Annotated in this window: 19 protein-coding genes; 9 read left to right on the forward strand and 10 right to left on the reverse strand. The window is 43.8% G+C overall.

Annotated features, from left to right (window positions below; all coding sequences use genetic code 11):
- Positions 1-51 precede the first annotated feature (51 nt).
- Positions 52-960: a glycosyltransferase family 9 protein gene (locus GGD38_RS11155; protein ID WP_375300781.1), complete on the forward strand. Its 909-nt coding sequence runs from the start codon at positions 52-54 to the stop codon at positions 958-960.
- Here the strand turns inward: GGD38_RS11155 and GGD38_RS11160 are convergent.
- Positions 938-2,068, reverse strand: coding sequence for a glycosyltransferase (locus GGD38_RS11160; RefSeq protein ID WP_375300780.1), 1,131 nt, complete (start codon positions 2,066-2,068; stop codon positions 938-940). The two genes, GGD38_RS11155 and GGD38_RS11160, sit on opposite strands and share 23 nt — an antisense overlap.
- Before the next feature lie 59 nt (positions 2,069-2,127).
- Here GGD38_RS11160 and GGD38_RS11165 point away from each other — a divergent pair, with 59 nt between their 5' ends.
- Both GGD38_RS11165 and GGD38_RS11170 read left to right on the forward strand, forming a co-directional pair.
- A complete protein-coding gene (locus GGD38_RS11165) occupies positions 2,128-2,979 on the forward strand; it encodes an FkbM family methyltransferase (RefSeq protein ID WP_375300779.1) in 852 nt (283 codons plus the stop codon).
- Between the two features lie 15 nt (positions 2,980-2,994).
- Positions 2,995-4,347, forward strand: coding sequence for a lipopolysaccharide biosynthesis protein (locus GGD38_RS11170; protein WP_375300778.1), 1,353 nt, complete (start codon positions 2,995-2,997; stop codon positions 4,345-4,347).
- Here GGD38_RS11170 and GGD38_RS11175 read toward each other — a convergent pair.
- The 3 genes from GGD38_RS11175 to GGD38_RS11185 all read right to left on the reverse strand — a co-directional run bounded on the left by GGD38_RS11175 (position 4,290) and on the right by GGD38_RS11185 (position 6,042).
- Positions 4,290-5,168 (reverse strand): hypothetical protein, encoded by an 879-nt coding sequence (locus tag GGD38_RS11175; protein WP_375300777.1) that lies wholly within the window; start codon positions 5,166-5,168, stop codon positions 4,290-4,292. The genes GGD38_RS11170 and GGD38_RS11175 overlap by 58 nt on opposite strands.
- Positions 5,153-5,701 carry a hypothetical protein gene (locus GGD38_RS11180; protein WP_375300776.1) on the reverse strand — a complete coding sequence of 183 codons (549 nt, stop codon included), beginning with the start codon at positions 5,699-5,701 and terminating at the stop codon, positions 5,153-5,155. Before GGD38_RS11180 ends, GGD38_RS11175 begins: the two co-directional genes overlap by 16 nt.
- 86 nt (positions 5,702-5,787) lie before the next feature.
- Positions 5,788-6,042 (reverse strand): acyl-CoA-binding protein, encoded by a 255-nt coding sequence (locus GGD38_RS11185; protein WP_375300775.1) that lies wholly within the window; start codon positions 6,040-6,042, stop codon positions 5,788-5,790.
- A 218-nt stretch (positions 6,043-6,260) separates the two neighbouring features.
- On the opposite strand from GGD38_RS11185, the gene GGD38_RS11190 reads away from it, so the two are divergent.
- On the forward strand, positions 6,261-6,719 hold the full coding sequence (locus GGD38_RS11190; RefSeq protein WP_375300774.1) for a CBS domain-containing protein: 459 nt from the start codon (positions 6,261-6,263) through the stop codon (positions 6,717-6,719).
- A gap of 85 nt (positions 6,720-6,804) precedes the next feature.
- Here GGD38_RS11190 and GGD38_RS11195 read toward each other — a convergent pair whose 3' ends face one another.
- Together GGD38_RS11195 and GGD38_RS11200 are read right to left on the reverse strand one after the other, a co-directional pair.
- Complete coding sequence (locus GGD38_RS11195) at positions 6,805-8,196, reverse strand: sialate O-acetylesterase (RefSeq protein ID WP_375300773.1); 1,392 nt, start codon at positions 8,194-8,196, stop codon at positions 6,805-6,807.
- 156 nt (positions 8,197-8,352) lie between these two features.
- On the reverse strand, positions 8,353-8,778 hold the full coding sequence (locus GGD38_RS11200; RefSeq protein ID WP_375300772.1) for an OsmC family protein: 426 nt from the start codon (positions 8,776-8,778) through the stop codon (positions 8,353-8,355).
- A gap of 51 nt (positions 8,779-8,829) precedes the next feature.
- Here GGD38_RS11200 and GGD38_RS11205 point away from each other — a divergent pair, with 51 nt between their 5' ends.
- The 3 genes from GGD38_RS11205 to GGD38_RS11215 all read left to right on the forward strand — a co-directional run bounded on the left by GGD38_RS11205 (position 8,830) and on the right by GGD38_RS11215 (position 12,147).
- A complete protein-coding gene (locus GGD38_RS11205) occupies positions 8,830-9,639 on the forward strand; it encodes a hypothetical protein (protein ID WP_375300771.1) in 810 nt (269 codons plus the stop codon).
- Positions 9,640-10,121: 482 nt separating this feature from the next.
- The gene (lipA, locus tag GGD38_RS11210; RefSeq protein ID WP_375300770.1) at positions 10,122-11,057 is read left to right on the forward strand and encodes a lipoyl synthase; all 936 of its coding nucleotides are present in this window, start codon (positions 10,122-10,124) and stop codon (positions 11,055-11,057) included.
- 163 nt (positions 11,058-11,220) lie between these two features.
- A complete protein-coding gene (locus tag GGD38_RS11215) occupies positions 11,221-12,147 on the forward strand; it encodes a phosphodiester glycosidase family protein (protein ID WP_375300769.1) in 927 nt (308 codons plus the stop codon).
- 277 nt (positions 12,148-12,424) lie between these two features.
- Here the strand turns inward: GGD38_RS11215 and GGD38_RS11220 are convergent, their stop codons facing one another.
- Both GGD38_RS11220 and GGD38_RS11225 read right to left on the reverse strand, forming a co-directional pair.
- Positions 12,425-13,405 (reverse strand): ROK family protein, encoded by a 981-nt coding sequence (locus GGD38_RS11220; RefSeq protein ID WP_375300768.1) that lies wholly within the window; start codon positions 13,403-13,405, stop codon positions 12,425-12,427.
- A gap of 83 nt (positions 13,406-13,488) precedes the next feature.
- On the reverse strand, positions 13,489-14,982 hold the full coding sequence (locus tag GGD38_RS11225) for an MFS transporter (protein WP_375300767.1): 1,494 nt from the start codon (positions 14,980-14,982) through the stop codon (positions 13,489-13,491).
- Positions 14,983-15,261: 279 nt separating this feature from the next.
- Between GGD38_RS11225 and GGD38_RS11230 the strand changes: the two genes are divergently transcribed.
- Together GGD38_RS11230 and GGD38_RS11235 are read left to right on the forward strand one after the other, a co-directional pair.
- Positions 15,262-16,677 carry a glycogen synthase gene (locus tag GGD38_RS11230; protein WP_375300766.1) on the forward strand — a complete coding sequence of 472 codons (1,416 nt, stop codon included), beginning with the start codon at positions 15,262-15,264 and terminating at the stop codon, positions 16,675-16,677.
- A gap of 177 nt (positions 16,678-16,854) precedes the next feature.
- Entirely contained in the window at positions 16,855-18,129 is a 1,275-nt protein-coding gene (locus GGD38_RS11235) for a glucose-1-phosphate adenylyltransferase (protein WP_375300765.1), read from the forward strand.
- 55 nt (positions 18,130-18,184) lie between these two features.
- Here the strand turns inward: GGD38_RS11235 and GGD38_RS11240 are convergent, their stop codons facing one another.
- Positions 18,185-20,575, reverse strand: a complete 2,391-nt coding sequence (locus GGD38_RS11240; RefSeq protein WP_375303818.1) for an ABC transporter permease — start codon at positions 20,573-20,575, stop codon at positions 18,185-18,187.
- Positions 20,576-20,608: 33 nt separating this feature from the next.
- Positions 20,609-22,987, reverse strand: a complete 2,379-nt coding sequence (locus GGD38_RS11245; RefSeq protein ID WP_375300762.1) for an ABC transporter permease — start codon at positions 22,985-22,987, stop codon at positions 20,609-20,611.
- Positions 22,988-23,247 lie beyond the last annotated feature (260 nt).

Raw genomic sequence — 23,247 nt, forward strand, 5'->3', positions numbered from 1 at the left:
TTGTCATTATGTTTAGCCAATTAAAATTGGAAGTGTACATTTACGCCTGCAATGACAAAAATTTTGCTGATAAAAACCGGTGCTGCCGGTGATGTAGTTCGTACTACCGTATTACTAAATGCGCTTCAGGGTGCTGTTACCTGGGTAATTGACAGCAGGTACCAGGGAATTTTACCTGTCTGGCATCCGAACCTGCAACGGGTAGTACCACTGGAAAACGCATTGGCTGTTTTACAGCACGAAATTTTTGATCATACCATTTCCCTTGAAGAAGATGCTGACTGTGCATTACTCGCCAGCAGAATTCCCACAAAAAAAATAACCGGTATTTGCCTCGAAAATAAACAGCTCATTTATACCGCCGATTCTGCGCCCTGGTACGATATGAGCCTGCTTTCTTCATTAGGCCCTTCCTGCGCCAATGAGGCCAAAAAGCAAAACACCGCTTCGTATCAGCAGCTTTTATTAAGCATGTTCGATATTCCGTTTAACGGCGAACAATACTGTATATACCGTAATAATCATATACGGCCAATGCCGCGAATTATAGGCATTGAAACAAGGGTAGGGACACGTTGGCCCAATAAAGGCTGGAGCGGTTACCCAAGCCTGATAAACAAGCTGCACGATCTTGGTTTCAGCTGTAAACAACTGGAACAACGCAACAGCATTGTTGAATACCTCGATGATATTGCCGGGTGCAGTTTTATTATTTCGGGCGATACCCTTGCCATGCATGTGGCCATGGCCTATCATATTCCATCCATTGCCATATTTAATTGCACAAGCCCCGCCGAGATCCACGATTACGGCACACTGAGAAAAGTAATAAGCCCGTTGTTATCGCAGGCATTTTACAAAACCAGCTTTTCGCAGGATGTAATTGATTCTATTTCGGTAGAAGACGTATTTAGTGTATTTCTACAGTATACCGGCATTAGTCCGCTGCAAAAAGTGTAGGGTTACGGCTGCGTACTTTAGCAATGGTATATTCCTTTGAATTGGTAAGCGCCCGTTGCTGCCAGCTGGTATACCCATCTTTATGCTGCATTATTTCCTGTAAAAAGACCATTAAATGATCAATGGAAGTATAGCGAAAACAACTACTTTCTAACGTGGTTGAAATACGCAACGATTGCGGGGTAATAAATGGCCGTGCATGTTTAATTACATCAAACATATTGCCCGATGATTTGGTAAGCCCGTATACTTCTGGTATTGAAAAACAAATAGCCGTATCAATCACCGAAGGGATGAACACAAAATGAGCGGCATTCAATTGATTGTCGAATTCATTCTGGTTAACAAGACCCGTATCATATACTGTAACCCGGGCATATTTTAATGAAAGCGATTTCGCCTGTTGTACAACAGCTTTTCCATACTCATCCATATAACCGCCCAGCAATGTAACATGCAACGGTAATTGTTTTTCCTCGGCTGCTTTTAGCAGGGCAAATACCTGGTGATAATCGCGGCGTTTTTTATCGAGTGAGCCGGGCACTACCAAATGAAGATGATCGGTAATGGATAAAGTATTTTGTTCGCTTTCAAACACGGCGCCGGGTACATTATGTACCTGCTTTTGCCCATGGGTGGTTTCGCGTAAATAATCAACCATGGTATCGGACACCACATTGAATTCTTTCACCCGTTTTATGAGGGCTTTTTTCCCTATATGATGAATCAGGGGGCGGGCCTTTAATTCGCCTTTGCTTTTAAACAGGCAGTTTATATCGTGTACCGTTATCACCACGCGGGCAACACGTAAAAGTGCTATTACCCAGGCGTAGAACAAATGATTATTGCTGATGGTATTGAGATAAAAAAGATCGAGTTGGTGTTTTTTAGCAGCCCTGTACAGTTGACGAAAGAACCGCCATTTACCACGGCTTTTATCAAGCACTTCCCATTGAAAACGCTGCATATCCTGTTTAAACAGTTCGGCAAACCGTTCATAGGTAAAGGCGTCGGTAAAGATCACCAGCTGGTTGGCAGGCACATCGAAAAGCTGAATAACCGGGTAAGCGCCTTCAAAATGCTCCATTTCAAATATGCCTGTTTTCATATTGCGAATTTACAGCAGGCAAATAATATATTTGTGGGTTTATAAACCAGTGGGCAATAATGACACAACCAGGTTTAATTTATGATATTGGCGCCCACCAGGGTGATGATACCGGCTGGTACCTGCAGCAGGGCTTTAGGGTAGTGGCAGTGGAAGCAAACCCGCTTTTGGCCCAAAAGCTGGAACAACAGTTTAGCCAGGCCATCGGCGAGGGTAAACTGATTGTTGTGAATACCGCTATCACCGGTAAAGACAATGAAACAATACCCTTTTATATCAGTAAGGAAGACGGCCGCAGTTCTACGCTGAAACACCTTGCCGAAAGGGATGGGCACCTTGTAAAGACCATTGATGTTACCACCGCCAGGCTTTCTTCGTTGTTTACAAAATACGGTACACCATATTACTGTAAAATAGATATTGAGGGCAACGACGCCCTTGCCATCAACAGCCTGGTAAACCAAACTGAAATACCCCGCTACCTTTCGTGCGAGCACAGTTGTTTTTCTATTGAACAAATAAATACAGATCGCAGCCTGTTGTATGGCAATCTGGACTTATTACATGCTGCGGGTTTCACCGCTTTTCAGTTAATTGACCAGGATAGCCTGCTGCCGCTAACTGCAAACAAACATTATAGCCGCATACATAGCTTATATGCGCGGGTAAGAACCAAACTGGAACGCATAACCGGGCTGTATACTGCCCGCTATAATAACCGGTTAAAAATGGCGCAAAAAAGAGCCACCATTAGTGGCTTAACCACCGCGCCGTTTGGCGATCAGTTACCCAATGTATGGGCCAGCTATGAAACCACCCGACAATACCTGGAGTTTCACTTTAACGATTATTATGTACATACCCAAAACAAGCAATTAACGTTTTGGGTAGATATACATGCACGACATTAACCCTATTAACCCGGCATGAAGCTTTTAAAGTCTATTCTTGAAAAATTCACCAACAGCGATCTGCAGGAAGATCGCATGAGGCTTATAAAAGGCATCGTGCATTCTTTTATTATCCAGGGTATATCGATGGTACTGGTGTTTGCCGGAAATTATTTACTGGTAAAATTGTTTGGGTCAGAAAAGTATGGGGTGTATGTACATGTGTTTAACTGGATCAGTATTTTAACCATGCTTGCATTGCACGGGCAGGCCGACATGATTGTTACCCGCCTTCCCAGATACAAAGCAAAAAGCGATGAGGCGCAGGCAGGCGCGGTTATTAAACATGCCAACATAAGGGTGGCCATCAGCGGCATCATCATCAGCGTTGTTTTTCTGTTGCTCATTTATATTTTCCCAATAGAAACGTTAAGTGAGTACCGGTCACAGTTTTTGATGGCATCGCTCGGCGTTTATTTATCTGCTTTTTTGGGCCTCAACCAAATGACGTTACAGGCATTGAACTTCATAAGACTAAGCCAGGTAATAGAACGGCTGTTAAAACCTTTTTTGCTGACCGTTTTTATTATAGCAGCCGGCTGGTTATCGGTAAACATACATGAGAACCTGCTTATTGGTATAGCCGTTGCAAACCTGGGCATTTGTGCAGCGGTACTTGCCTGGCTGGTATGGCAAAAAACAAAACCGTATTTAGGCAAGGGAACAACACGTTACCAGGGTGAGGGCTGGCAAAAACAAACCCTGTATTTTTTAAGCATTGGCCTGCTGCAATTACTTACTTCCAAAATTGGTATGTTGATAATGCCTTATTTTACCGATGAGAAAGCCATAGGAGTGTTTAACATTGCAGCCCGCTTTTCTGACCTCATTATATATCCGTTCTTTTTACTGCATGCGGTGCTGCCGCAAATGTTTGCCAAACATCACGATGCCGGACGTTCGTATAACCAAAAGCTTTATACCGAAAGCACCTGGATCATTTTCATCACCTCGCTACCCTTATTATTAATGAATATAGGGGCCGGCAACTGGCTGTTGGGTTATTTTGGCGAAGCATTTAAAGAAGGTTACCCGGCGCTGATTTATATGAGCCTGTCGAACGGATTGTTTGCCATCTTTGGCCCGGCTAACACTATATTAATGATGCAGGGAAAAGAAAAGTTGTCGGCCATTGCCTTATTGGTGAACGTGCTCATTTTAACAGTGCTGAGCAGGTTGCTGATTCCTGTACAGGGAATTACCGGCGCGGCGCTGGCCATGTTTATAAGTAATGTGGTTTATAATATGCTGCTTGCCTTTTACGCTAAACGCTATACCGGTGTAAGCGCTCCTCTTTTCAGATTATTTGCAAAACGCCTGGGTGCATAAATAGCATGAAAATTTACAAGGGTTAAACTGAGCACCAAAAATTCAAAGAAATAGGCATCGGCTGTAAGCCAGAAACCAAGTGGCAACAGTATTGAAAAAACAAGTAAGTACTTATCGTATTTGCGTGTAAAAAAGCCAATGATAAACACCCCTTCGAGGATCGTTCCTGCAATATAAGCGCCATTTACCAGCATGGGTTGTTGTAGCAGCCAGCGGTATAAACCTGCAAAAAAAGTATCGGGGTTTAAGTATAAATAGGCCGCCTGGTTCTTCTTCATTATAAGCATACCCTGGTCTGCATGCAACCAGGCCCACCTGAAGAACTTCCACAAAAACGCATCGGTATAGGCGAATAACAGGAAATAGCGCAGGCCCTGCCATAAATAATTAAACGATTTGTAATTGGTAACCGTAAAGGGAATGGCCATAAGCAAAAACCCGATCTTATGATTGGTATGGTGGCCGCCGAACGTATTGAACGTAATAAAATAGATAAGATATAAGCCGATAAACGACCAAACATACCAACGCTTTTCGGGGTAAATATAACAGAGTACACAAAACGTAAAAAGCGCCAGATCGAACAAACAGGCCAGCCAAAAATGACCGGTTATCAGTTGGGGCAATTGCAAATAATGCATTACCCAGTAAGTAACATCAACGTATGGGAATTTAAGCACTGGCTGCTGTAGCTGGTGTAATAAAGTATGGGAAAAGAACGACCATACCAGCGATGCCAGCGTTAATGCAAACACTACCCGGGCTATGCGCTTTCGTTCCCAGGGCGTATAAAAAAGAATATGAGCTATGGTTTTTCCCATCGGTTGAACAGGTGAATAGAGTCTACAACTAGTTTAGGGCCGGCGTAATGCACTTTTATTTCATCGATGCGTATCGATTGAACGGGGGTGGTGGTCACCTGCGTAAGGTAGCGGGCATACCAGGGGAAAAAGGCATCCTGCTGTTGGCGGTTATTGAACAGGGCGTTTTGCAAAAAGCCAAGGCTTTCAAAACGTGCAGGACTCAACTTTGCCTGCAGAAATGATTGAGTAGGGTCTACACTGTTATTATCCTTTATTTTTTTATACCAGGCCAGGGGAGAAGTGAGGTAGAACCGGGTATCGCAAATGGGCCGGTCGTAGGGATCTACCACCATACTGTCGTTTATGGTTGTTTGCAAAATGGAATACTGCCGAACCGGTTCTTCCTTTGCCGAATACATACCCCATACGAAGAAAGGCGTAACCTGATCACCGGCTAAATTAGCCCCCACGGTGAGAACAGTAAATATAGCCATTATATAAAACAGCTTCTTATTATGGAGCCATACCTGGTAGAGGAAAGTTTTTTTCATTTAAATAGTTCATAGTTCACAGTTCATAGTTCACAGGTCCGCCCAGGAGTTAACTCGTTAACTAGTTAACCAGTTAACTATTCAACTTACTTCAGTTTTCCTACCAACTCAACATATTCCTGCATAGCACTCTCTTTCGCCTTTCCTTTTATGCTTTCCCAGGCATTGAATTTCGCCTTTCCCACAAAATCGAACGCATTAGTGGGCGCTTCAATATTTACATCGCCTTCGGTAGCCTGTTTGTACAGGGCGTACAATTGCAGCAGTACATCGTTACCTGGTTTTTCTGCAAGCGTTTTACTACGGGTTACTGCCTGGTCAAATTGCTCCTGAATATTCATATGATACATGTTTTTGGTTGCTGCGAAAATAGGCGTTTCCGGGCACACCAGCCCGGCCACACATATAATTCCCGGCATGCCTTTTTTGCCGTAGCAGGACAGCACATGAAGGCTTCTAAAAATTAAGTAATAAATTTATCCCCCATATGTCGGTTGGCATATGATTTTAATCAGCTTTGAAAAGAATAAAATACGAACTTTAAACAAATGTTCATTTCATGAGAACGGTAGACGATCTTATAGCCAGTAAACCACGTCCGGAGAATATTATCAGGCCCGATGCATTGGTGATCGATGCACTGCATCAGCTTGAGGAGGTAAACCTGAGTTACCTGATAGTTATGGACGAAGATGTATATCTGGGCGTTTTTTCAGAAAAGGATTACAGTCGCAATGTAGTTTTAAAAGGCCGCAGCAGCAGGGAAGCCCATGTACAGGAAGTAATGACCACCGATTTGCCGGTGGTGGGTCCCGAAGAAACGGTAGAGCATTGCATGATAACAATGATAAGAAGCAAAGCCCGCTACCTGGTAGCGCTGGAGGAAAGAAAGTTTATGGGAATTATCACCATTCATGATATTCTCAGGGAAGTATTGGCCAATAAAGCTGAAGTGTTTGATGATACACTTGCTCAGCAGTTGATCAATACGGCTGAAGGACGAGGTAGAATTTATTAGTTTTAAGTTTTTAGTTCTTGGTTGGAGTTCTCAGTTAGCCCTACAAAGTGGCCTAACTGAGAACTTAAAACTTAAAACTAAGAACTTACCAATTGTCCGTCCTAAACGGATTCACCGGCAAGCCTTCTTTTCCAAAGATATTTCCTACACCAGTATTGGTAAACCCATACCGAACGGCTACGGGTTCTTTTACCAGTTTGCTCGAAACAACCAGCTGGTTATTCTCGATCTTCACATCTGCCGGATACCATTGTTTATCACTACCGGCCATATATACTTCTGTTGCTGTTTTTCCTTTTATCATTAAACCCGTGGGCGCATTATCGAAACTGAGATAAGCTTTGCCCTTCTTTACTTCCATACTTTTATACATGGGACTTACATAAGCAAATCCTTCTTTTTTATATGTATTGTGCAATGCCCAGTTGGCCAGGCGCGCGCCTACATCGTGTTTATTAGTAGGGTGAATATTGCCGGTATCGGCAACCAGGTCGGTAATAACTACCATGCCTGTGTTGGGATGCGACATCACTTTTGTTTGCGCTTCGCGCAACAGGGCACCGTTCAGGTTGGCGCCATAGCGGTAAGGCGCTATTTGTACATAGTAAAAAGGAAATTCCTTGTTCCATGCCTTGCGCCAGCTATCGATCATAGTGGTGAATAATTTGCCATAGGTGTCGTTCATTTCAACATTGCTTTCGCCCTGGTACCAAATGGCGCCGGCAATACTGTAATTTATGATAGGATTTATCATGGCATTGTAGGTATACCCCGGGGTAATAGGCCAGCGGCTATCATTTTTCAGCTTGGCGGCGCTTGCCTTCAATGCAGCATCATTGTTAACCTGTTCTTCGGGTGTCCACACTTCGGCGGGTGTTCCACCCCAGCTTGAATTAACCAGTCCGATAGGCACGTTCAGGTCCTGGTTCAGCTTTTTGCCAAAGAAATAACCAACGGCGCTAAAGAATTTCAGGGTGTTTGAATCGCAGATGGTCCATTTGGCGGCGCAGTCGTCCTGAGGATTGGTGGCTGTTGTTTTTGGGATATGAAAAAAGCGAATGTTCTTATTGTAACAGGTAGGTAGTTCGGCGGCAATATCGGGCAGTTTGTTATAATAATTCCATTCCATATTACTTTGGCCAGAACAAACCCACACTTCACCTATCAAAACATTTTCTAATACAATGGGCGCGGGCGTATTGCTGCCCCAAATGGTAATGGTGAACGGTCCGCCGGCTTCAGGCGTTTTTATGCTATGCGCCCAGTTGGCGTCGCGGGTACCTTTAATGGTATCGGTCTTGTTGTTCCAGGAAGTGGTGATGGCTATCTTTTCACCGGGGCCGCACCAACCCCACAACTTTACATTCGACTGTTGCTGCAGCACCATATTACTGCTGATGACTGCGGGTAAACGGATGGCGGCATGAGAACTAATTACAAGTGCGCATAAGAAAAGGAGCGAAGACCATTTTTTCATATCTAATAGCAATTTTAATGTCAACAAGAAGCAATTTGAGTTGAAAAGGTTGTTTTATATAATAAAAAAGCGCCCTGTTTAATTGGACGCTTAATATAATTGGCAATAGACAATTGGCAATTGGCAAAAAAAAATAATATCAAAACTTGCCTATTGCTAATTGCTTATTGTTTCGGGTCGCCAGTTAAAGGTAACGTTCACTTCAATATCGGGGTGAATGCTGTACATTACCGGGCAGGTATGGGCTGCACGTTCGAGTATTGTCTTTTGTTTTTCATCGACCTGCAGGGTATCGGGAAAATGAAATGTTAAATTTATGCCACCAATACGGCGGGGATCGGCCTTCATTATCTTCTCAACGTCGATCTTTATGCCTTTAATATCGAGGTTCATATCGCGGGCTTTAATACCCATTATCGTTAACATGCAGGTGCCAAGCGCTGTTGCCACCATATCGGTTGGTGAAAACCGCTCTCCCAAACCCTGGTTATCTGGTGGCGCATCGGTTTCAATAACGGACCCGGATTTTTCGTGTGTACAAACCGTTCTCAGATTTCCTTCGTAAACTACTGTTGAGGTCATTATAATATATATTTTACCTTAAATTTACGTTTAATAATCAAATCATAGCCAGTGAAGAAATATGTTTTGTTCCTTTTGGCTGGTACCCTTGCATCCAATGTATGGGCGCAAGATAATCCAACTCCCAAATCACCGACAGCAAGAAAAGACAAACAGGCTGCAAAACGAGAGAGGATCAACAACCTGTTAAAGCAGGAAGAAGAAGGGGAAATAATTTTTAGTAAACAAAGCGCATTCGGAATAAAATTAAATACCGATGGCTATGGTCTTTCTTATGAGATCGGGCGGTTTAAAAGCGCCCGGGTGGCGAACATCTTTCAGATCGAGATCAACGAAAAAAAGCATAAGAAGGAAAAACGCACTTCGCTTTTGAATGGGTTTAATTTCAACAGCGTTATTTATGGCAAGCTCAATAACTTTTACCAGGTAAAGCTGAACGCCGGCCAGCAACGTATTATTGGCGGTAAAGGCAACAAGAATGGGGTAGCGGTTATGGCTGTTTACACCGGTGGTCTTGCTATTGGCTTGCAAAAGCCTTATTACGTTGACATAGTAGATAAAACTACCCAGCAACGGTATCGCAAAACCTATCCCGAGATCATTGATAGCATCAATTATGAAGAACAGGGTGGTTCGGGTTTTACCGTTGGTTGGGACAAGGTGCAACCCAAGTGGGGCTTATCGGCCAAGGGTGCGCTGCGGTTTGACTATGGTAGGTTTAATGAAACCGTATCGGCCATTGAGGTGGGGCTGAACGCCGAATATTATTTCGGGAAAGTGGCCCAAATGGCCTACAGCCCCGAAAAAAGCTTTTTCTTCAACGCGTATATTTCGCTGCTGCTGGGAAGGCGAAAGTCTTAGTTTCCCAGGCACACTAAACTAATTATAGGTGAGTTTCTCTTAAAAAAGAAGCTCACCTTTTTTGTTGGGCTTTTTAGTTCATAGTTCATTGTTCATAGGCTTTCGTTTTGGTCAGTTATTCCATCGGCCGCTGCGGCGCGAACCCGGGGCTGCCATTAACTTACGAACTGAATAACTGACCAACTGAATAACTTTTAACCCAAGAACCACAAACTATAAACTTTGAATAAAGAACCTATGAACTGAGAACTGGGAACTATGAACTATGAACTATGAATTGATTTATACACAGTTACAGAATAACTAAAAGCTTCCATTAACCCTTTTTTGTGTTATTTTTGTAGGCGAAAAAGACACCTATTTTCAATAGGTTACTAGATATCAATTTGTTATAATTAGCGTGAGCAACCTTTTGGGTTTTGGGATGTTATATAACCTGGTTAAGGAACACCCAAAGGTTTAATCAGAATTATATTAGACATATGCAGGAATTACCCGTTATCAGTAGTGTAAATGAATCAACTTCCGTTGTAAAGAAGCCCAACTGGCTGCGTGTAAAGTTACCAACCGGCGAAAACTACCGCCACGTTCGCAACCTGGTTGACCAACATAAACTCCACACCATTTGTGAAAGCGGCAATTGCCCTAATATGGGCGAGTGCTGGGGCGAGGGCACCGCTACCTTTATGATCCTTGGTAATGTTTGTACCCGCAGCTGCGGTTTTTGTGCAGTGGCCACCGGCCGGCCCGATGCCGTTGATTGGGACGAACCGCAACGTGTGGCGGAAGCCATTCACCTTATGAAGGTAAAACACGCCGTATTGACCTCTGTTGACCGCGATGAACTAAAAGACGGCGGCAGTATCATTTGGCATAATACCATCAAAGCCGTAAAAGCATTGAATCCCGATACTACACTCGAAACCCTTGTGCCCGACTTTAAAGGTAAGGCAGAAGATGTGCAACGTATTATTGACGCTGCCCCCGAAGTAGTATCACACAATATTGAAACCGTTGAACGCCTCACCCGCCAGGTACGTATTCAGGCCAAATACCGTCGTAGTATGGAAGTGCTGAAGCTGTTGAAAGAAGGTGGTATGCGTACAAAAAGTGGTATCATGTGCGGTCTTGGCGAAACAAAAGAAGAAGTAATGCAAACCATGCAAGACCTTCGTAACAGCGGGGTAGACGTTATTACCCTGGGCCAATACCTGCAACCTACCAAAAAGCATTTACCTGTATTGAGGTTTGTGCATCCCGATGAATTTGCCGAGTTCCGCGAATTTGGTTACAACATAGGCTTCGACTATGTTGAAAGCGGTCCGCTGGTACGTTCAAGCTACCACAGCGAACGCCATGTTATACCAGGTTACGGTAAAGAACAATGGTTGAAGCAGAAGGAAATGATGATTCAATAATTTATTGAATTTGACTACAGCATAATTTAAGTCTTGAAAATACAGAAGTAAAATGTAAGAAGTAGGAGGTAAGAAATACAGGTTCTTCGTACTTCTTACATCTTACTTCATAATACTAATACCATTTCACATTAATATTGGCCACTCAATATTATTTCTAGTATTGCTTGCCCCCGCCATAGGCACAAGCCAGGTGCGCTGGATAAAAGCAACCCACGAATTCGATAGTCTGCCCGCATCGATCCGCATTTTCAAAACTTCCGATTCATTAAATGGCCGCCCCTTTAAAGCCTGGTGCGCCGAGGTTAAGCTAAAAGATAAAAAGTTAGACTTCACCACCCAAACGGGCGAGGGTAACTGTTATACTCCATCACAATATTTTTCTAAAGAAGGCAAGCCATACATTGTTATAAACGGCGGGTATTTCTCCTTTCAAACCCATCAAAATCTAAACGTCATTATTCGCGATGGTAAGATGGTGGCCTATAATATTCCCGCATTGAAAAGCCTGTTCAGCGATTCATTCTATTATGCCACCCGCAGCGCTTTTGGCATTTCAAAAAAACGCATGGCCGATGTGGCCTGGCTGTTTACCGATACGGCCAAACGATGGCCTTATGCATTTCAAAGCCACCCCATTATTTCAAAAGGAAGCAACCCCGATCCCGCATTTACCGAGCTGCATACCATTGAACAATGGAACTGGTGGAAGATGCACACGGCTATTGGCGGCGGCCCCGTACTGGTACAGGAAGGGATGGTAACCATCACCAATAAAGAAGAACAGTTATACGCATTTGAAAAGAACGACCTGCACCCGCGAACAGCCATTGGTTATACCCGTAACAGCCGGTTGATCATTTTGGTAATTCAGGGACGTGCACCTGGTATTGCCGAAGGCGCCACACTCGAAGAAGAAGCACGCCTGCTGGTTGAGCTGGGTTGTGTTGAAGCCATTAACCTCGATGGTGGCAGCAGCAGTTGTATGCTGGTAAACGGAAAGGAAACGATTGTTCCTGCAGAAGGAAGGCAACGGGCGGTGGCTAGTGTGTTTATGGTTACGAGGAAGGTTTCAAAGAAAAAGAAGTGATTGTTGAAGCTGTATAGGAAATAGGAAAGACCATGAGTTGAAAAGGTGATAGAGCAGATAAAGGAAATACAGTTGACGAGTTAACCGGTTAACGAGTTAACGAGGAATACAATGAATGGCGAGCGAAGCGTAGCCTAATAAAACTGATCAACTGAATAACTGAACAGCTCAATAACTGAAAACAGTGAACTATGAACAATGAACTGTGAACTAATAAAAAAGCTGATTCATTTTTTGAATCAGCTTTTTTATTTAGTATTTCTTACTTGTTATTTCACTAAACAACCTTATCTGTTTTAACTTCCCATACAAGAGCGCTCGCACCTAAAATAGCCGCATCCGCTTCGCGCAATTCAGAGAACAACAATTTTACCTTGTTCTGAAAAATAGGCAGCAGGTTCTTTTCCATATGCTCGCGGGTTGGGTTCAGAATGAGATCGCCGGCCTTGGTCATGCCGCCAAACAAAATGATGGCTTCAGGCGAACTGAACATTACGAAATTGGCCAGTGACAACCCGAGCACCTCACCGGTGAACTGGTATACTTCTTTGGCAATTTCATCGCCCTGCATAGCACAGTCGTAAACAACACGGCTGTCAATCTCTTCTTTGGCATAATTACGCAACAGGCTGTCGCGGTTAGGATCTCTGTCGAGGAACTCAAGCGCTGTAAGTGTTACACCCGTAGCGGATGCATATGCCTCCAACGAACCGCGTAAACCAGTGCCTTTATGTAAACGGCCGCCGGGGATAATGGTCGTATGACCTAATTCACCGGCAAAACCATCGTGACCGTAAATAAGCTGCCCATTGGCTACAATACCGCTGCCCACACCGGTACCAAGGGTTATCATTATAAAATCGCGCATGCCACGGGCTACACCATACATCATTTCACCCACGGCTGCCGCGTTGGCGTCGTTGGTAAGTGAGCAGGGAACCCCAAACTTATCGTTCATTAATTGAACCAAAGGTATGAGGCCCTTCCATGGTAAATTGGGTGCATATTCAATTGTACCCTTGTAATAATTACCGTTTGGTGCGCCAATACCAATACCACGAATGGCATCAATACCGCCTACATGGTCAATGGCAGGGGCCAGGGCGCCGGCCAGCTCTTCAATATAATCCTCAATATTATTGTGTTTGCGGGTTGAAATAGCTCCCCGGTACGATATAGTTCCCCGGTGGTCTACTACCCCAAAAACGGTGTTGGTACCGCCAATATCAATCCCAATGGCATACTCTTGTTGTCTCATTGCTAAATTTCAGTTTCTTAGATTTGGTCATAAAACAGTCCCAGGAACCGTTTTGCGGCGTGAAGATACCATCTATTTACGTATTAATGACCACCAGAGCTCTCTAGTTTATCATAATCAATACCTTGGGTCTTTAAAATTGCCTTGGCGCGAATAGCATAGAAAGCCAGGTAGGCAAAACAAAGCACGCCTACGATAAACGAAGCCTGAATTCCTAATACATTCGGACCGGCCAGCCAGCCCTGCAGCAAACTGATAAAGCCACCGCCCATGATCATCATGATCAGGAAGCTGGCGCCTTCGTTGGTCCTTTGGCCCAAACCGGCAATGGCCAGTGTAAAAATACAGGGCCAAAGGGTAGAGCAGAAGAGCCCAACGCTCGTGAATGCGTAAACGCTCACCCAGCCATCGGCCAACATACCGATAATTAAACCAGCCATGCCAAAGCCGGAGAAGATAAGCAACTGACGCGCAGGATTTCCCTTGCTCAGCAGGTCGCCAATGATCAGGGCTACGATTATACCAGCATAAATATAGAAGGGGGTAATATCGTGATTGGCTATTTTATTGATAAGCAGGAAAACGCCAAAAGCCAGGTAAGGCATAATAAAGCGCAGTACAGATTTAACGCCTGCGCTAATACCAAAGGCGCCAACAGAGGAGGTCCAGCGGCCCATCATTAAACTGGCCCAATACAGCGAAACCCAGGGTGCAATGCTTTCGGTTGGAAATGCGTGGCCATTCTCATCCTTCAGGTGCTCGGTCATAAATTGTGGCAGGTTACTGGCGGTAGCCACTTCCACACCTACATATATGAAAATGCCGATCATACCCAGCCACAACTGGGGGTACTTCAACGCACTTTTTCCGTTGCCGTGTGGGGGCATTGGTTTGGCGGCCACTTCAGAAGATTTGTCGAGGTCAAGCTCAATCTCTTCATTATGCTCAATTTTATTGGGAATAGGCGAGAATTTAAAAATAACAGCTACCACTAAAAAAGCAGCACCCAATATCAGGTAAGGTGTTTTTACTGCGCCTATATCGGCCACCTGCTTTACGCCGGTAACAGACCCAAAAATGGCCAGGCTCACAATTACCGGTCCAAGGGTAGTGCCCAGGTTATTAATGCCCCCTGCCAGGCTTAAGCGCTGTGATCCTGTTTTGGGGTCGCCCATTACAATGGCCAGCGGGTTGGCAGCCGTTTGCTGCAGAGAAAATCCTAATCCCACAATAAACAAACCAGTGATCATGATCAGGAATGACTGGGATTCGGCAGCCGGGTAAAATAGCAGGGTGCCGAGGGCAGAAATAAACAGTCCCAAAGCAATTCCATTTTTATAGCCCAGTTTATTTAAAATATCGCCGCCAGTGGCTTTACTTATCAGGAAATAAATTAAAGAACCAATAGTATAAGCTACATAAAATGCAAAAGAGATCATTTGGCCCTGCCAGGCCTCCAGGTGTAATTTTTCCCTGAAAACGGGGATCAGGATGTCATTGCTGGCCGCAACGAACCCCCAGAAAAAGAATACAGAGATCAGTACGGCAAATTGCGACCATTTGGTTTGTTGACTCATTTAGTGGTTGATTTTTAGTCAAAAGATGCTTTAAATGTAATAAGATTTTCGCCATTGCTGGCTACGACTGTCGATGAACACTTTTGTTGCGCCTGCCAAATTACCGCTTTAGCAACTTATGCAGGCATGAAATTTTATATCTCCGCAACCAGCAACACGTAATGTAGGGTGCATAGTCAATGCCTTTTGTAATCATTTTTTTTACATATGGCTCATAAAATCAAAATCCTTCCTATATTGAACACACATTTCCTTTTTACTTTAACCTGAATTATAAGAATGGATATATTACATGTAAGCGCGGAATGTTACCCTGTAGCTAAGGCAGGCGGGTTGGGAGATGTAGTGGGGGCCTTACCAAAGTATATGAATGACCTTGGGCATACCGCCCGGGTGGTAATGCCTATGTACCGCACCAAATTTTTGTACGCCAATGACTGGACGGTTGTTCACAAAGGCAATACCAACATGGGCAACTGGTGGTTCGAGTTCACCATCATTAAAGAAAAAACCAATAAACTGGGTTTTGAATTGTACCTGGTTGATGTGAACGGTTTACTCGACCGCGAAAAAGTGTATGGCTACAACGACGACAACGAACGTTTTACTGCTTTTCAGATCTGTGTGCTTGACTGGCTGAACGCATGGGCCCAAAAGCCCGACATCATCCATGTGCACGACCATCATACCGGGCTTATACCTTTTATGGTAAAGCATTGCTATAGGTACCGGAAACTTTCGCAGGTAAAAACAGTACTCACCATTCACAACGCCCAATACCAGGGTTGGATGGGCTGGAACCGCAGCATACTAATACCCCAATGGGATATGTGGAAATGGGGCATGCTCGACTGGAACAATACCATTAACCCACTGGCCAGCGCCATTAAATGTGCCGATAAGGTTACCACCGTTAGTCCAAGCTACCTCAACGAGCTCAGGTGGATGAGTAACGGCCTCGAACCCCTGTTCGAATATGAAAAAGGAAAATGCGTGGGCATCCTCAATGGTATCGACGACCATGTGTGGGACCCGCAAACAGATGAATATTTACAACACCACTTCTCCATAGAAGACCTGGAAGCCGGCAAAGCAAAAAATAAAATGCTGTTGTGCGACCAGTTCAGTCTTGATTTTGACAAACCGCTTATTGGCTTTATTGGCCGCCTTGTTGGTGAAAAAGGCGCCGATCTGTTACCACAGGTAATTGGCGACTCGTTATACTATATTGGCCGGCGAATGAATTTCCTCGTATTGGGCAGCGGCTTCCCCGAAGTGGAAGCCGGATTGAATGCGCTAAAACCATTATCACAATACGATTACAATGTGTTTATCGGTTATAATGAAGGGTTAAGTCATACCATGTATGCCGGGCTCGATTTTTTGTTGATGCCCTCACGGGTAGAGCCCTGCGGATTGAACCAGATGTACTCCATGCGTTACGGCACCGTGCCTATGGTACGACGTACCGGCGGTTTGAAAGATACTGTAATTGATTTTGGCGATGTAAATGGTTACGGTATCTGTTACAACCATGCCAGTATACCCGATATTACCCATGCGGTTTGGCGCGCTGCCGAATTATACCACAACAAAGAAAAAATGCACCACATCAGGCAAAAGATGATGAAGCTTGATTTTAGCTGGGAAACCAGTGTAAGCAGGTATATTGATGTGTATGCAGGATTATTATAAATATTATTCTATAACTTTAGAAAGAGTCTGAAGTAAGAAGCAGGAGGTAAGAAGTAGGAAAATACAACTGTATTTCTTACTTCATATTTCTTACGTCCTACTTCCTGATCCCTGAATACGGAGCATCAATCGAAGAATACAGAAATTAAGAATCAAGAACTAGGAAAAAAATCAACCATGAGCAAACAAGTGATTGCTGTCATCCTGGGTGGAGGAGCCGGTACACGGCTTTACCCCCTGACCGCCAGCCGTTCAAAACCCGCAGTGCCTATTGCCGGAAAATATCGTTTGGTAGACATTCCCATCTCCAACTGTATCAACTCCGGTATCAACCGCATGTTCGTTTTAACGCAGTTCAACTCGGCATCGCTGAACAAACACATTAAGAACACGTATCACTTCAGCATCTTCAGCAGTGCCTTTGTTGACATTCTGGCGGCAGAGCAAACACCCGATAACCCATCGTGGTACCAGGGTACAGCCGATGCCGTGCGCAAATCGTTACGACACCTCAGCCAGCATGAGTTTGATTATGTGCTGTGCCTGTCGGGCGATCAGCTTTATCAAATGGACTTCCAGGATATGATCAATAAACACCGCGAATCGGGCGCCGATATTTCGGTAGCTACCATTCCGGTACACGCCAAAGAAGCATCTGACTTTGGTATCCTGAAAGCCGATCACGGCGGTGCTATCACTTCCTTTATAGAAAAACCCAAGCAAGACCTTTTGCCCGACTGGAAAAGTGAGACCAGCGAAGAAATGCAAAAGCAGGGCAGGGTATACCTGGCTTCCATGGGTATCTATATCTTCAACCGCAAACTGATCTTCGATCAATTGCTGGAAGAACATAAGAACGCAACTGACTTTGGTAAGGAAATTCTTCCCAAATCAATAGGCGTACATAAAATAATGAGCTACGAGTACGATGGTTACTGGACGGATATCGGAAACATTTATTCCTTTTTCGAAGCCAACCTCGCGCTCACTGCAGATATTCCGCCATTCAATTTGTTCGACAACAGCAACGCGGTTTATACCCGCGCCCGCATGTTGCCACCAGCTAAAATAAGCGGTACTACACTTGAGAAAACAATTATCGCCGAAGGCAGCATCATCAATGCCAGCCGTATTGAGAACAGCGTTATCGGTATTCGCAGCCGCATTGGGCATGGCACTACGGTGGTAAGCAGTTATATTATGGGCTCCGATTATTTTGAGACCATTGAAGAAATGCAGCACTCGGTTGAAAGAGGTTTGCCAAAGCTGGGCATTGGCGAACGTTGTTATATTCGTAATGCCATTGTTGATAAGAACTGCCGCATTGGTAACGATGTACGCATCAATGGCAGCAATCATCTTGAAAATACAGATCACTCGTTGTATACTATAAAGGATGGCATTGTGGTCGTAAAGAAAGGCTCTATCCTTCCGGATGGATTTGTGATTTAATATGAATGAATGTTCTCTATAAATAAGCCCCGAACGATACTGTCGGGGCTTTGTTTTATTCGGTCCTCAAACTTTTTACCGGGTTCATTAAAGCCGCTTTTATCGCCTGATAACTTATAGTAAGCAGCGTTACCCCCAATGCACTAATACCTGCAACAACAAATACCCACCACGAAATATCGGTACGGTATGTATAATCCTGCAGCCAGCTATGCATAAAATAATATGCAGCGGGCACTGCAATAAGCAGCGATACATTCACCAGTATAAAAAACTCCTTCGACAACAGGCGCCATACATTGAACACCGATGCGCCCAGTACTTTACGCACCCCAATTTCCTTGGTGCGTTGTTCGGCTGTAAAGGAAGCCAAACCGAACAGGCCTAAACAACTTATAAAAATGGCCAGCAGCGTAAAGAAACCTGCCAGTTTACCAATACGTTCTTCATTACCGAACTTCTTTGCGTATTCCTGGTCAGAAAATCTATACTCAAATGGATTATCATTGTCAAACCTTTTGTAGATGGCCTGAATTTTACTAAGGGCGTCGTTAATGCCCGCCTGCGGCGCAACTTTTATATTGATGAACCCGATTCTATCATAAGCTAAAAAGAAGAACATTTGCCGCACCTTTCCATAAGGCCATTGCATGATCATGTTCTTAGCCACCCCTATAATGGTGTAATGCTCGGGCCCTCTCTTCACCTGTACACCCAACGGTTGTTTCAGCCCCATATATTGAACGGCCGATTCGTTAATGATCAACCCGTTTGAATCGGAGGCCAGTGCTTTGTTGAAATCGCGTCCCTGAACAATTTGCCAGCCGATCGATTTTCCAAACTCATGGGTAATGGCAACGGTTGAATAATCGTCTGTCATGTGCGGGTCCTTACCCTCCCAGGTATAACCACTGTTCGTTACGTATACATCCGTTATGGGCGATTCGGAACCCGACACTTCAGTAACCACACCCGTTTGCAATAATTCATTTCTAAAAACATTGTAATGGTTGCGAATAGCATCAGTTTTTACAGGTATGCTTATAAGTCCATTGTTATTGTAGCCTATGGGCCGGTCCTTGGTAAATTGTATCTGGCGAAAAACAATGATGGTGCCAATGATCATTATCACAGATACAGTGAACTGTACCACCACCAGCACTTTGCGGGGAATGGCGGCAAAACGGCCCGGTTTGAATGTTCCTTTTAATACTTTAACCGGTTTAAAAGAAGATAAATACAAAGCGGGATAACTGCCGGAAATCACTCCCGTAATTAAGCAAAAGCCAACACACAAAAACCAGAAGAAAGGATTAGCATATGCAATGTTCATTTTCTTACCAGCCACTTCATTAAAAAAGGGCAACGACAATTGCGCCAGCACAATGGCAATTACAAACGCCATGAGTACAACCATCAACGATTCGCTAAAGAACTGGGCAATGAGTTGCCGCCGCAGGGAACCAATTGTTTTACGAATGCCAACTTCCCTGGCTCGTTTTTGCGAACGGGCGGTGCTCAGGTTCATAAAATTGATACAGGCCAGCAGCAGTACAAATATGCCAATGGTGCCGTACAGCCATATATATTTAATTTTACCACCAGTATTAATGCCATTCTTAAAATCGCCATATAAATTCCAGCGGCTCATTGGGAACAGGAATATTTCGGGTTTAAACCTGTCATCGTCATCACCCGCCTTTAGCACGCCTTTCAGTTTGGAATCTTTAATGTGTGCTGAAACAGACTGCATGGTGGTATTATCGGCAATCTGCACAAACACCCTGAACCAGCTATTGCTCCAGTTAACATTCTTCTCAACTAACTTTTCACTTTTTACATGTAACTCAAATGGAGCTATAAAATTCAGGTTTGAAAATGAGCTGTTGAGGGGCAGGTCTTCATACACCCCGGTAACTTTTACCGGCAACGTTTTATCGATTGTTACAATTTTGCCCATTGGGTCGGCATCTCCAAAAAGCGTTTTGGCCATTGTGCCCGAAAGCAGAATTGAGTTAAGTTCGTTTAACCCGCCCCGGCTGCCTTTAAGCATCTTTAACGCTAACATATCGGTAATTTCAGGCTCCATATACTCGCCCGGCTTTACTAATTTCTTATCGCCAAAGCTAAGCAGGTGGTCATTTGTAAACGATGCTACTACTACATGTTTGAAATTGCTGCCATAATGGTTACGCAACTGGGGTCCTAATTGCATGGCCTGTGAGCCCCACGTTTGCACCTCGCCGTTGAAGGTTTGGTTTTGCATTACCTGGGCAATGGTATTATAATTCTTTATTCCTTTATTAAACGACAGTTCATCCCAGATCCATAACCCTATCAGCATGGCCACGGCCATTCCAATGGCCAGTCCGCTAATATTGATAATAGCCGATGCCCTGTTCTTGCCCAGGGCGCGCCACGCGATCTTAAAATAGTTTTTGAACATGATCTAATTTTATTACTTTATACGTTTTGTTTGTCACTCACTTCTCAAAGCTTTCACCGGGTTGGTCAAGGCTACTTTAAACGATTGAAAGCTTACTGTTATTAAAGCGATAAAAACAACGGCCGAACCAGCCATTATAAATATCCACCAGTTAATATTGGTACGGTACGAAAAATCCTGCAGCCACCAGTTGGCAAAAAGCCAGGCAAGGGGAGAAGCAATAACAATGGCAATGATCACTAATTTTAAAAGATCTTTAGTTAATAACATCACTATATGATTGACCGATGCGCCTACCACTTTGCGAATACCAATTTCTTTTATCCGCTGGCTCGCTGTAAAAGTAACCAAACCAAACAATCCCAGGCACGATACCAATATTGCCAGTACAGAGAAATACAGCACTACGCTACCTGTGCGCTGTTGGGCGCGATACTGCTCATTTAGCGATTGGTCAACAAACTCGTAATAAGGGGCCGTTTGTTTTTCATACTTCTTGTAGAATTGTTCTATAACGGAAATGGTTTCGCGTGTTTTACCTGGCTTCGTTTTTACAAACAGGGTATTGCTGGGGTCTTTGGGCCAGTAGTGGAATAAAAAGGGTTCAATAGCAGTTGTTAGCGGGCGAAAATGAAAGTCTTTCACTACACCAATTATTTTACCCGGCCGGTCCCATAAAGTAACAGTTTTATTAAGCGCCTGTTCAGGCGTCCAACCCATACGTTTGGCGGCAGTTTCATTAACCAGGTAAGCCGAAGCCGTATCTGTGGTAATACCTGCATTGAAATTTCTACCGGTTATTATTTTCATACCCGTGGTTGCCAAAAATTCAGGATCAATATTCGCCTGGGTCATTATAAATTTTTCATCCGGCGATTGGCCTTCCCATTTTATTGAAATAGTTGAACTGGTCACATCTATCAGGTTCACCGATGATGCTGAAACACTGGCAATACTATGCTGTTTTTGCAGATCGGTCATCAGCAGTGATGATTTTTTACGCAGTTCGTTCTTCATCTTAACGACCAGTAATTGCGATTTATCAAAACCCAGGTCTTTATTCTGCAAATAGACCAGCTGCTTATAAATAACAAGCGCCCCAATAATAAGTATAATTGAAAACATAAATTGCCCAACAACCAATGTACGTCTGAAGAGCCGGCCCTCATGAACGTTAAAAACACCTTTCAATACTTTATCTGGCTTAAAAGCCGACAAATAAAAGGCAGGGTAAATACCGGCCAGTAAACTTACCAAAACGGTAAAACCGGCAATTGTAAGCCAAAAGAAAGCACTGGTATCGGCAATAGATATTTGTTTACCTGAAATTTGGTTCATCAATGGCAAAAATGCTTGTAATAATACCAGCGCAATTGCTACGGCAATAAGCGTCATAATTAATGATTCGCCTATGAATTGGACCACCAGCTGCATACGAAAAGCGCCAATGGCCTTACGCACCCCCACTTCACGTGCCCTTTGTATGGCATGTGCCGTTGACAGGTTTATAAAATTGAAGATCGCAATCAATAACACTATCAATCCTACCGCGGTAAAGATCCTGATATACGTAATGTCGCTTATCTTGCTCCATTCGGTAGTAAATGCAAAATCGGAATGAAGATAAATATCGAACAGCGGCTGCAGCGAAAACTTTACTGAGGATGTATGAATAAATTTAGTGTGGTAATTAAATACCTGTTGTGCCAGTTGGGCAACATCTGCATCGGCCCTTAACTGTATATAAGTATGTACTTCATTATTATCCCAGTTAATAAGATCAGGTTTCAACTCATCGTAGGAGAAAGAGCGTAGCGCATCAAACTGTATGTGCGAATTGTGAGGTGCATCTTTAGCAATGCCTGCCAGTATTAAAGTACGTTTATTATTAAGTGTAATTGGCCGGCCGGTGAGGTTGCCCAATGTACGCCAGCCGGCTCCAAACATTTTTTCGGCCATAGTTTCACTGAACACCACTTCATCGGGTTTCGTTAAAGCGCTCTGGGCATCACCCTGTACCATTTCAAAATTGAATAAACTAAAAAACGAATTATCTGCTACAAGCAGGCTGCCCGTTTCGGTTACTGTATTGCCATGTTGAAAAAATGCCGACCGGCTACCTATGCGACAGGTTTGTACTATACCTGCAAAATCTTTCTTCAGTGCATCGGCCAGCGGAATTGGCGTAACCGCTACATTATACACATCACCTGCCTGTACCTGTTTCTCTACTACCCGGTAAATGTTATTGCCATGGGCATGAAACCGGTCGTAACTGAGCTCATCCCAAATAAATAGTCCGATGGTGAGACAGCACGCTAACCCGATAGCCATACCTATTATGTTGATACCGGAATACACTTTGTTTTTCCAAAGTTTCCTGAAGGCAATGATTATGTAATTTTTAAGCATTGGGTTGGTTTTCCGGTTTTTAAATAATGCTAAAGAGGTGCCGGATTATTAACATCTATTAATCAATACAATATGGTTAACCCAATAGCCTAAACTGTTCGTTTTTGATACGGTTACTGTACGGAAAGAAAATCCAAAATAGTAGGCCTTTTGGTAAATAGATACTGGTTGAACCTAAGAAGCAGTTACGGGTTACAAGTTCCATGTTTCAGGGGGCCTGTAAAGTGTTGTATTTCCCTGCAACCTGTAACCTGCAACAT

The organism is Niastella sp. OAS944 (assembly GCA_024809215.1).
Classification (GTDB): domain Bacteria; phylum Bacteroidota; class Bacteroidia; order Chitinophagales; family Chitinophagaceae; genus Niastella.